General features: G+C 33.6%; 12 protein-coding genes. 11 read left to right on the top strand and 1 reads right to left on the bottom strand.

Going from position 1 to position 10,965, the window contains the following annotated elements:
• Positions 1-220: 220 nt before the first annotated feature.
• The 3 genes from thrS to V7014_RS17490 all read left to right on the top strand — a co-directional run bounded on the left by thrS (position 221) and on the right by V7014_RS17490 (position 3,683).
• Positions 221-2,140, top strand: a complete 1,920-nt coding sequence (gene thrS, locus V7014_RS17500) for a threonine--tRNA ligase (RefSeq protein WP_335508731.1) — start codon at positions 221-223, stop codon at positions 2,138-2,140.
• 215 nt (positions 2,141-2,355) lie between these two features.
• Positions 2,356-3,114, top strand: coding sequence for a M15 family metallopeptidase (locus V7014_RS17495; RefSeq protein WP_335508729.1), 759 nt, complete (start codon positions 2,356-2,358; stop codon positions 3,112-3,114).
• A 101-nt stretch (positions 3,115-3,215) separates the two neighbouring features.
• A complete protein-coding gene (locus tag V7014_RS17490) occupies positions 3,216-3,683 on the top strand; it encodes a hypothetical protein (RefSeq protein WP_335508727.1) in 468 nt (155 codons plus the stop codon).
• Between the two features lie 94 nt (positions 3,684-3,777).
• Here the strand turns inward: V7014_RS17490 and lexA are convergent, their stop codons facing one another.
• Positions 3,778-4,401, bottom strand: a complete 624-nt coding sequence (gene lexA, locus V7014_RS17485; protein ID WP_335508725.1) for a transcriptional repressor LexA — start codon at positions 4,399-4,401, stop codon at positions 3,778-3,780.
• Positions 4,402-4,597: 196 nt separating this feature from the next.
• On the opposite strand from lexA, the gene yneA reads away from it, so the two are divergent.
• The 8 genes from yneA to V7014_RS17445 all read left to right on the top strand — a co-directional run bounded on the left by yneA (position 4,598) and on the right by V7014_RS17445 (position 10,422).
• Complete coding sequence (gene yneA, locus V7014_RS17480) at positions 4,598-4,915, top strand: cell division suppressor protein YneA (protein WP_335508723.1); 318 nt, start codon at positions 4,598-4,600, stop codon at positions 4,913-4,915.
• A gap of 36 nt (positions 4,916-4,951) precedes the next feature.
• Complete coding sequence (locus tag V7014_RS17475; RefSeq protein WP_335508721.1) at positions 4,952-5,614, top strand: YneB family resolvase-like protein; 663 nt, start codon at positions 4,952-4,954, stop codon at positions 5,612-5,614.
• Between the two features lie 69 nt (positions 5,615-5,683).
• Positions 5,684-5,920 carry a DUF896 domain-containing protein gene (locus V7014_RS17470; RefSeq protein ID WP_335508719.1) on the top strand — a complete coding sequence of 79 codons (237 nt, stop codon included), beginning with the start codon at positions 5,684-5,686 and terminating at the stop codon, positions 5,918-5,920.
• A 150-nt stretch (positions 5,921-6,070) separates the two neighbouring features.
• Positions 6,071-8,074, top strand: coding sequence for a transketolase (gene tkt, locus V7014_RS17465; RefSeq protein WP_438824933.1), 2,004 nt, complete (start codon positions 6,071-6,073; stop codon positions 8,072-8,074).
• A 293-nt stretch (positions 8,075-8,367) separates the two neighbouring features.
• Positions 8,368-8,829: a sporulation inhibitor of replication protein SirA gene (sirA, locus tag V7014_RS17460; protein ID WP_335508717.1), complete on the top strand. Its 462-nt coding sequence runs from the start codon at positions 8,368-8,370 to the stop codon at positions 8,827-8,829.
• 85 nt (positions 8,830-8,914) lie between these two features.
• Positions 8,915-9,127: a YneF family protein gene (locus tag V7014_RS17455; RefSeq protein WP_205061156.1), complete on the top strand. Its 213-nt coding sequence runs from the start codon at positions 8,915-8,917 to the stop codon at positions 9,125-9,127.
• 196 nt (positions 9,128-9,323) lie between these two features.
• Positions 9,324-10,244 (top strand): tyrosine-type recombinase/integrase, encoded by a 921-nt coding sequence (locus V7014_RS17450; protein WP_335508714.1) that lies wholly within the window; start codon positions 9,324-9,326, stop codon positions 10,242-10,244.
• A complete protein-coding gene (locus tag V7014_RS17445) occupies positions 10,237-10,422 on the top strand; it encodes a hypothetical protein (RefSeq protein ID WP_335508713.1) in 186 nt (61 codons plus the stop codon). Before V7014_RS17450 ends, V7014_RS17445 begins: the two co-directional genes overlap by 8 nt.
• Positions 10,423-10,965 lie beyond the last annotated feature (543 nt).

The raw sequence follows: 10,965 nt of genomic DNA, 5'->3' as shown, positions 1-10,965 counted from the left end.
GCTGAGACTTCCTAGCTTAGTTAAGTAATTTACCACCTTTTGAGCTGTATTGGGGAAATGAAGTATCCAATACCGTAAATGCTACGTTACAGGACCAAAGCCATAAGTCAAGTTTTTGACCATGGGAAAATTGGGTGGAACCACGAGAATACACGCTCGTCCCTTTTATAGGGATGAGTGTGTTTTTTTATATCAAAAAGTTTTAAGGAGTGTATATGTTATGTGTGAAAATGTAATTTCTGTTGTTTTTCCTGATGGAAATGTAAAGAAATATGAAAAAGGTATTAAAGTGAGCGAAGTAGCGGAGTCGATCTCGTCAAGTCTGAGAAAAAAAGCTGTAGTAGGAAAAGTGAACCAACAATTAGTTGATTTAAACCACAAGTTAGAACATGATGTTGAACTATCCATATTCACTTTAGATTCGGAAGAAGGACTGCAAGTTTTACGTCATTCAGCAACTCATATTATGGCACAAGCAGTAAAGAGACTATATGGGAATGTTAAATTTGGGATAGGTCCAGTGGTAGAAGATGGTTTTTATTATGATTTTAGATTAGACCACAGTTTAACTAATGCCGATTTATTAAATATTGAAAAAGAGATGGAGAAAATTATTAATGAAAATCTAGAATTCAAAAGAATAGAGGTTTCTTTTGAAGAAGCTGAGCGGCTTTTTGAAAGTAAAGGTGAAATATTTAAGCTAGAAATTTTAAAAAGCATTCCACAAAATGAAAAGATTACACTGTATCAGCAAGGTGAGTTTATTGATCTTTGTCGTGGACCTCATATACCATCTACATCTTATTTAAAAGCGTTCAAGTTAACTCGAGTTTCTGGTGCTTATTGGCGAGGAGATAGTAATAATGAGGTTCTTCAACGAGTATATGGTGTAGCATTCAAAAAGAAAAATGACTTGAATGATTATTTGTATTTCTTAGAGGAAGCAGCTAAACGAGATCATCGTAAATTAGGGAAACAGCTAGAATTATTTATGTTTTCAGAAGAAGCGCCTGGAATGCCATTTTATTTACCAAAAGGACAAATCATTCGAAATGAATTGGAAAGCTTTTCTCGAGAACTGCAAAATAAAGCTTATTATGAAGAGGTTCGAACTCCATTTATGATGAATCAAAGGCTATGGGAAAATTCAGGGCATTGGGATCATTATCATGAGAATATGTACTTTTCTGAAGTGGATTCTATGAACTTTGCTATGAAGCCAATGAACTGTCCTGGTCATATGCTGATTTTTAAAAACAATCTATATTCATATAGAGACTTACCAATTCGTTTTGCTGAATTTGGTCAAGTACATCGGCATGAATTTAGTGGGGCATTAAACGGATTGCTTCGCGTTCGTACTTTTTGCCAGGATGATTCTCACATTTTTGTTCGTGAAGATCAAATCGAAAGTGAAATTAAGCAAGTATTTTATTTAATAGATGAAGTATATCGAACTTTCGGCTTTGATTATGCAGTCGAACTGTCCACTCGTCCAGATGATTCATTAGGTGACGATATCCTCTGGGAAGCTTCTGAATCGGCATTGAAAAAAGTACTTGAGAGTCTTGGTATAGAATATTATCTAAATGAAGGTGATGGAGCATTTTATGGACCGAAAATTGATTTTCATATTAAAGATGCTTTGAGAAGAAGTCATCAATGCGCGACAATTCAGTTGGATTTTCAAATGCCTGAAAAATTTGATTTAACTTATATTAATGAAAATAATGAGAAGGATCGTCCAGTAGTCATACATCGAGCAGTATATGGTTCAATTGATCGTTTCTTAGGAATTCTGATTGAACACTTTGCAGGTGCTTTCCCAGTTTGGATTGCTCCAACACAAGTTCAAATAATTCCTGTATCCAATGTTCATTTGAATTTTTGTTTAGCTGTTCAAAAAGAACTAAAGGAAGTAGGAATAAGAGTAAAAATTGACGAAAGAAATGAGAAGTTAGGTTATAAAATAAGAGAAGCGCAAATAAAAAAAATCCCTTACATGCTAATTCTAGGTGATAATGAAGTAAACGAAGGTACAGTAAATGTTCGAAAATATGGCGAAGATATTTCAACAAGTGTTTCAATAAGTAATTTTAAGGAAACAGTTGCTCAACAAATAAAGAAGCGTAGTATTTAATTAATTTAAAAATAGAAGGCTATCATGTAGCCTTCTATTTTTATGCATTTGGGAGTTAATGGGAGTCGTTTTTATAGATATCTTAATTGTTTTATACATCTATCATTTTACTAAGTTAATAGTCTATACGAAAAGTAGAAGAAATTCATATATTAGTATAAATGGACAAACTCTTTTGAAGAAAAAGATTAATAACTTAAGGTAGGTGTTGTTAGATGACAGTGCAAATACTTATTAATAAATCAATAAATCGAATGGGGTTGGTGCATCCAGTTGTAAAAGATACCGCTGTTGAATTAATTAAAAGAGCATATAAAGAAGGAATTCATGTACTAATGACAAATGGTTATCGAAGCATGGAAGAACAAGCAAAGTTGTACGGAAAAGGAAGGAAGTCGTACGTTTATAAGGGGAGAGACTATGGAGATCCAAAAAGCGCAATCGTTACAAATGCGATGCCGGGAAGTTCAAACCATAATTATGGGTTAGCAATAGACTATGTTCTAGCTAATGAAGATGCAACCGAAGTATATTATACAGTTGATGATAAATTTAAAAGGGTAGCAGCTATTGCAAAAACACTAGGTTTTGCCTGGGGAGGAGATTGGAAATCGTTTAAGGACTATCCTCATCTTGAAATGACGGGTGGCTTAAAAATAGATGATTTGAAAAATGGTAAACGTCCAAATCTTACAGTTACGTTTACACCAACAATTATTAAAGAGGGAGGGAAAATTCCAACTAAAAATGATAACAAGAATATGAAAGTGTACAAACCATCAAATGATGATTTCATAAACGCTACGGCAAGAGTACTTAAACGATTTGAGAATAAAGACGTGCATGGAGATAAGGCTATTAGCTCTATTCATAGAGAGAAGTTGCTGAAGAGGGAGCTTTCATTAGATGATGCTATTGCAATAATATATGTAGCTTTAGATCGAGGGTTAATTAGCCCAAAAGCTACTGAATAATAAATTGAAGGTTTTAATAGTATGCCTTTTAAATGTAAACCGCAATATTGTGATACAATTAACGTGTTTACACTATTGATCAAGCAAAATAGGAGTCGAATATGTATAAATTTATCAGAATAACATCCGAAAAAATTTTTAGTATGTTTATAGCTTTTGTTATCACTGGGATTGTTTATTTACTAATATTAGGGATTTCAGAAGGATTCATGGAACTGGTTGCAACGGGTATCGGTAACATGTTCATTATGGCATGGTTTGGAATAATCATTGTAAGTCCAGCGGTAATCTTTATAGGAATTCCGTTCTCGTTTTTAGCAAACTATATAGGGAGAAAAGTTTCTAAACATCAAGCTGCTATTAGACTCGGCCTTTATATAGTTTTAGCTTTGTTAATTGCTCTTATTACGAATCTGGTGAATGTGCAAGGAATAATAGCAAAGTTTGTATTACCATTAGGATTAGCAAGTGGACTTGGCTTCTGGAGTGGAGAATTGTTGTATAGTAAAATCATAAAGATTTTAAAGGAGAAAAAAATCATAAAATTCTCTATTAATGAACTAAATTAATTTAGTAGATTTTATTTTAATGTATAAAAGGCAAAACTATTTACATTGCAAGCGACTGCAAGTAAATAGTTTTGCCTTTTTCTAACGTACATTATTAATGTATTTCTCTATACAGACCAATTACTTTTCCGAGAATAGATACTCTATCAAGAATAATTGGTTGAAGAGAAGAGTTTTCAGGTTGTAAACGGAAATAGTTATTTTCTTTGAAGAAACGTTTTACAGTCGCTTCGTTATCTTCTGTCATTGCGACAACTATATCACCATTTTGTGCATTCTGCTGCTGGCGAACAATGACGTAATCTCCATCAAATATTCCAGCTTCAATCATACTGTCACCAACAATTTCAAGCATAAATACATGTTGATCGTAACCAGCTAAATGTTCCGGAAGAGGAAAGTATTCTTCTACATTTTCAATCGCTGTAATAGGTTGACCAGCTGTTACTTTACCCAGTAATGGAACATTAACTACTTTTCGCTTTGGAATAAAAGATTCTTCTTCTAATTCTAGAATTTCTATTGCGCGAGGTTTTGTAGGGTCTCTTCGAATTAAACCTTTGGCTTCGAGACGAGCTAAATGTCCGTGTACTGTAGAGCTAGAAGCTAAACCAACCGCTTCTCCTATTTCCCTAACGGAAGGGGGATAACCTTTTGTTCTTACTTCTAGCTTTATAAAGTCAAGAATATCTTGTTGTCGCTTTGATATTTTATTCATTAATACACCCCATTCTCTTTCTATTTATATAAATTATAACATGCAATTTTTGGATAGACAAACATATGTTTGAATGTTTTTGTCGAATTTGAAAATAAAATAGAACATACGCTCTTGACACAAAACAAATGTTCGTATTATAATTCATCTATCAAAACACGAACGAATATTCGTATATTAGAAGGAGACGTATATAATGAGAAACTTTGTTATGAAAAATGCCTTTTCCTTTCTGTTTTTAGGACTTATTGTGATGTTTTCTATAATCTGTATATTTAAATACAGTGCTGATGATTCAGAAAAATATGTTGAAGTAACAATTGTTCAAGGAGATTCCCTGTGGGAAATTGCACAGGAATACAATTATGATAATATGGAAACTACCCAGTTTATATCTCATCTAGAGAAGGTGAATCATATAAATGGTGAATCAATAAAAATTGGAGATGTTATACGTATTCCCGTTAAAGAAGGTAATGAGAAGTTTTTGACAATGAGCACTAATAAAGACTAAGTTGCTTATTTATAAGTTGAGAGGTAGTAATAGCTAATGAAACGAGCGGTTATTTATTGTAGAGTAAGCACTGATAAGGAAGCTCAAGAAAGCTCCTTACATAGACAAGAACAAGAATTAAGAGCTTTAGCTAACGATTTGTCATTGGAAGTTATTCATGTCATTAAGAAACAGGAAAGTGGTTTCCAATTGAACCGTGATGGTGTGTTTGAATTGCTAGAGTGTATAAAGGAACAAAGCGTTAATGTTGTATTGATTCAAGATGAAACAAGGCTTGGAAGAGGGAATGCCAAGATTGCACTATTGCACTTTTTAATGAAAGAAGGTGTGCAACTATTTACATACTCTCATAAAGGAGAAATGGAATTATCTGATGCTGATTCAATGGTTTTGCAAATTGTAGGTATCGTAGAAGAATATCAACGAAAATTACATAATATGAAGATTAGTAGAGGCATGAAGAAAGCTATTGATAATGGTTACCGACCGGAAAAAAACATTAAAAATCAAGATCAATCAAAAGGTCCTGAAAAGAAAACTGTACCAATTGAAGAGATTGTTCGCTTGAGAGAGAACAACTTAACCTTTGCTGATATAGCAGCGACTTTAAGAGGTTTTGGATACAATGTTTCAAAAGCTACAGTTAATAGAAGATATTTGGAGTATATCGATACACTATCTCATCAAGAAGAGAAGTAATACTTGCTACATTGGCTATTTTCTTATAACATGACAATATTAAGATGAAAGTAATAAGGAGCGTTACTAATGTTGTCAAAAGAAAAAATAGCTCGTATTAATGAGCTTGCAAATAAATCGAAATCAGTAGGATTAACGCCTGCTGAAGCAAAAGAACAAACAAAGTTAAGAAGTGAATATTTGCAATCCTTCAGAAAGTCTATGACCAATACAATTGAGCATATGACGATCATCGACCCAGAGGGAAATGATGTAACACCTGATAAATTAAAAAAAATAAAACAAAATAATAAAAGGCTACATTAAGACAAATAATAAAGGATGCTAGTTGATGCATTCTTTTTTTTGAAAAAAGTGTAACATTTTAATTATTAGTGCTTTTTTATATTGTCTTTCTTATATAAGATAGATAATATAAATAAGTACCAATGAACTTATGAAAGGGAGTATATCATTTTGAAAAAAGTAGATGAATTATCCATTAACTCCATACGTACACTGTCAATCGATGCAATTGAAAAAGCAAATTCAGGTCATCCTGGTATGCCAATGGGAGCTGCACCGATGGCTTATACGCTATGGACAAAATATATGAATCACAACCCGAAAAATCCAGATTGGTTTAATAGAGACCGTTTTGTATTATCAGCTGGTCATGGTTCTATGCTCTTGTATAGTCTATTACATCTATCAGGTTATGGTTTAACTATTGAAGATTTAAAAGATTTCCGTCAATGGGGTAGTAAAACACCAGGACATCCTGAGTATAAACACACAGTAGGTGTAGAAGCTACAACAGGTCCTCTAGGACAAGGGATTTCAATGGCTGTAGGTATGGCAATGGCGGAACGTCATTTAGCTGCTACTTATAACCGTGATGAATATAACGTAGTTGATCATTTTACATACACAATTTGTGGTGATGGTGATTTAATGGAAGGTGTTTCTGCGGAAGCATCATCACTAGCAGGACACTTAAAACTTGGTCGTCTTGTTGTTTTATATGATTCTAATGACATTTCATTAGATGGTGATTTAAACCAAGCTTTCAGTGAAAGCATTGAAGAAAGATATAAATCATACGGATGGCAATATATTAAAGTTAATGATGGAAATGATATTGAAGAGCTTTCTAAAGCACTTGAAGAGGCGAAGAAAGATACTGACCGACCTACTATGATTGAAGTGAAGACGGTTATTGGATATGGTTCACCAAATCGTGCAGGTAAATCGGATGCTCATGGTATGCCACTTGGAGCTGAAGAATTAAAATTAACGAAAGAAGCATATAAATGGACTTTCGAGGAAGATTTCCATGTTCCTAATGAAGTGTATGCACATTTTGAATCGGCAGTTGTTGAAGCAGGACAAGAAAAAGAAACCGAATGGAATAAGAAATTTGATGCATATAAAGAACAATATCCTGAGTTAGCACAAGAATTAGTTGACGCTGTTAATAATGTGTTACCTGAAGGATGGGATGCTGAAATCCCTGCATACGAAGAAGGAAGTAGTTTAGCATCTCGTGCTTCTAGTGGTGAAGTATTAAATGGAATTGCCAAAAATCTTCCATCATTCTTTGGTGGATCAGCTGACCTTGCTGGTTCAAATAAAACAATGATTAAAGGTACTGAAGATTTCCTACCAGGTCAATATCAAGGGCGCAATATTTGGTTTGGTGTTCGTGAATTTGCAATGGGTGCTGCCTTAAATGGTATGGCATTACATGGTGGATTGAAAGTGTACGGTGGTACATTCTTTGTATTCTCAGATTACTTACGTCCAGCAATTCGTCTATCAGCATTGATGCAAGTTCCAGTAACATATGTATTCACTCATGATAGTATTGCGGTTGGTGAAGATGGCCCAACTCATGAACCTATTGAACAACTTCCTGCATTGCGCGCAATGCATGGCTTATCTGTCATTCGTCCTGCGGATGGAAATGAAACAGCTGCAGCTTGGAAGCTAGCAATCGAATCAAATGACACTCCAACTGCACTTGTTTTAACAAGACAGAACTTACCTACTTTAGCTCAGTCAGCACAAGATGCATATGACGGTGTTTCTAAAGGGGCTTATACAGTTTCACCTTCTAACAAAGAAGAGGCTGATGCTTTACTATTGGCTTCAGGTTCAGAAGTTTCATTAGCTATTGCTGCTCAAAAGGCATTAGCAAATGAAGGTATTGATGTTTCCGTTGTAAGTATGCCTGCTTGGGATCGTTTCGAAAAGCAGTCTCAAGAGTATAAGGATACTGTACTACCTCCAACAGTAACGAAAAGACTTGCCATCGAAATGGCAGCATCGTTCGGTTGGCATAAATATGTAGGTTTTGAAGGCGATGTTTTATGTATTGATCAATGGGGTGCATCAGCTCCAGGAGAGATTGTAATGGCGAAGTACGGATTTACTACAGAGAATGTTGTTTCTAAAGTAAAAGCGTTATTACAAAAATAATTATAACAATTCAAAAAAATCCTTGTCTTTACTAGACAAGGATTTTTCATAAAAGAAAACAAAAAGTTTTTTGATATCATGTTCATAATGAACTTTCCTAGTTGATTTTAAAAATGGAATTGTAGACTAATAAATTGTCTTTTTGTGTTTAAAGGAAGAGAACGAAAGAGGCAAAGAAACAAAGTATTTCCTCTATTTGTTACTCTCGACAAAACTAGTGGGTTTTTTTTACAGAAATCAGCAATTTCCTTATCATTTCCTTTATATACTTGGTCTAAAAGGGAATGATAGAGATGATAGAGAAAAGAAATTATCAAATCTATTTAATAGATGAGCGAATAGTGGATTATTATATAAGCAGAGAGTGGATGTTTTTTAATTTATTTCAAGACTATGCTCAATCAAAAGGAGAGAATGCCCGTATTCTTGGCAAGCAAATAGAATATATTACGAATAATATCCCTGTTAAAACACTCAAACAAACATTAGAAGAACATTTGTATTATAATAAAAATATATATAATATGAATGGCTTGTATTATGTAATAACAAAGGGGAAAAATCAAAAGATGAAAAGTTCAGCTCAATTAGAAATTCATAATCGAGTATTGCATATTTCATCGGAAGGTAGCTATGATGCAGAAACGGTATTTTTTGAATGTTTACGTAAATGTGAAAACTGTTTCCTAGCAATTGACCTCGTACATGAACGATATGGCTGGTTAAAGCCAATTAAACAGAGAAATTTTATTTAAACAATACAAATTATAGAATGAATATTGTATAATAACATGTGGTCTAGTACACTAATTAGTAGACAACTTGAAGGAGGAAATACTTATGTGGATTTACACTCTAGTTGGTCTTGTTGCCTTACTAGCAGGGATAGCAATTGGGTTTTTCATTGCGCGTCGCTACATGATGAATTATTTGAAAAAGAACCCACCAATTAATGAGCAAATGTTACGCATGATGATGGCACAAATGGGAATGAAACCATCACAAAAGAAAATCAATCAAATGATGAGTGCTATGAACAAGCAAATGAAATAATAAAATACTGCGAAAACGTTGATATAGCAAGGTTTTTCCATCGTTTGATGGTAAGAATATTATTAAAAAACCTAGGCATTACGTAATAAAAAACTGAATTTTTCTTAGGATTTTTTACTATAAATTGCTTTATTTTTCTTATTTCACAAACAAAACCACTTTTTCTGTTGAAAAATTAACAGAGGAGGTGGTTTTTTTGTTGTTGGAAGATGTACTTGAAGAATATTTTTACTATTGTACAGCAAAAGGATTTACTAAGAAAACAATGATAAATAAGAGACAAGAATTGAAACAAGTGAAAGAATTTCTAATTGTGAATCGTGGAATTCAAAACTTAGAAAGCGTTACTACTCATGATTTAAAAGCCTATGTGCGATATAAACAGCAACAAGGATTAAAACCTCAGAGTATCAATTCAATGTTTAAAATGGTTGCCGCATTCTTTAATTGGTGCGTTAGAGAAGAGTATTTAAGTAAGGAAATTACGTCAAAGGTGGACATACCACGCTTACCTAAAACCGTATTAAAAGGATTTAGGATGAATGAAATTAACAAGATGATAGATGCTTTCTCCTTTAAAAACTATATCGAAGCCAGAAATAAATGTATTATAGCTATGCTTTCGGATTGTGGCTTACGTGCTATGGAACTTAGAACACTTAAAAAAAGTGATATTAAAGAAACCATGATCCTAGTAAATGGTAAAGGTAACAAAGAACGTTATGTATTCATTAGTCCAGTTCTAAAACGTATCATGATTAAACATGACCGATTAAAAAAGGAATACTTTAAGAATCGTACAATTAAGGAAGACACATATTTTCTGTCATATCAGTGTAAAGGGCTTTCTCATGTTGCACTTGATAACATCATTAAAGAAGCAGGTAGGAGAGCGAATATAACTGATAAAAGAGTATCACCACATACATTCAGGCATTTTTATGCTGTCCAATGTTTGATGAATGGTGTGGATTTACACTCATTGGCAAGGTTACTTGGCCATTCTGACATATCAGTTACACAGCGATATTTAAACTCTATGACTGACACACAGTTACGAGATAAGGCTATATCAGCAAGTCCATTAATGAATCTAGGGAGGTCAAAAAATGACTAATATTATTCAGTTTCCAACGATAAAAAAAGTAAATCCAATCCATATAAAATGGGATGTTGAAGCACTTAAAAATAACTATCTATCACATGATTTGATGTACATGAATGCCTTCGAGAGCATTGAAAATGAAGATATGTTTTTCGGGTTTGAAGAAGGTACAAGCCAAAATAAAAACTAGCGCTTTAGAATGGTATATATCAGAATGGATACACCAGTAAAATAAATTTTTATATATGGAAAGAAGAACATAAAAAAAATGAGGTACTGTGCGCCAACACAATACCTCTGATAATTTTTTAAATTCGACTAAATAAAACTGAATAAAGAAAACCTTATCCAATCCCCTTTATTATAAAATTTTTAAAAATAGAAATCAAGGGGTTAGTTTCCTATTGTCTTTTTTGGGGAAATGTTAAGGCAAGGTAGCCCATTAACTTGTAAAACTGGTCAGGTCTGATCGAGCCAACGCAAATAATTCGAGATAGGTAACAAATAAGCTTTCCCTATTTAGCTTAGTTACTGAATGGTGAGGGCTACCATCAAGTGCTGATCGAAGGAAGGATAGGAGTAGATATACTCGCAAGACATTCACAAGTAGATTGTGTCACGTGACACAATTTGAACCTGCTAGGGCTATCTGTTGCAGTAGGATGTTAGGATGAATAATCCACGACAAATAGGGTGTTACAAATACGGATTCCATAACCCGATATACAAAAGT

The sequence above is a fragment of the Bacillus sp. JJ722 genome, from assembly GCF_036963345.1.
GTDB lineage: Bacteria > Bacillota > Bacilli > Bacillales > DSM-1321 > Bacillus_AD.
Note: the sequence above shows the minus strand (reverse complement) of the source record. Positions and strands in the feature narration are given on the sequence as shown.

What these genes read in the sequence shown, in the direction of transcription:
- V7014_RS17490 (WP_335508727.1), top strand. Translation starts at nt 3,216, where the DNA reads ATGTATAAATTTATCAGAATAACATCCGAAAAAATTTTTAGTATGTTT.
- V7014_RS17445 (WP_335508713.1), top strand. Translation starts at nt 10,237, where the DNA reads ATGACTAATATTATTCAGTTTCCAACGATAAAAAAAGTAAATCCAATC.
- V7014_RS17455 (WP_205061156.1), top strand. Translation starts at nt 8,915, where the DNA reads ATGTGGATTTACACTCTAGTTGGTCTTGTTGCCTTACTAGCAGGGATA.
- V7014_RS17470 (WP_335508719.1), top strand. Translation starts at nt 5,684, where the DNA reads ATGTTGTCAAAAGAAAAAATAGCTCGTATTAATGAGCTTGCAAATAAA.
- sirA (WP_335508717.1), top strand. Translation starts at nt 8,368, where the DNA reads ATGATAGAGAAAAGAAATTATCAAATCTATTTAATAGATGAGCGAATA.
- yneA (WP_335508723.1), top strand. Translation starts at nt 4,598, where the DNA reads ATGAGAAACTTTGTTATGAAAAATGCCTTTTCCTTTCTGTTTTTAGGA.
- V7014_RS17495 (WP_335508729.1), top strand. Translation starts at nt 2,356, where the DNA reads ATGACAGTGCAAATACTTATTAATAAATCAATAAATCGAATGGGGTTG.
- lexA (WP_335508725.1), bottom strand. Translation starts at nt 4,401, where the DNA reads ATGAATAAAATATCAAAGCGACAACAAGATATTCTTGACTTTATAAAG.
- thrS (WP_335508731.1), top strand. Translation starts at nt 221, where the DNA reads ATGTGTGAAAATGTAATTTCTGTTGTTTTTCCTGATGGAAATGTAAAG.
- V7014_RS17475 (WP_335508721.1), top strand. Translation starts at nt 4,952, where the DNA reads ATGAAACGAGCGGTTATTTATTGTAGAGTAAGCACTGATAAGGAAGCT.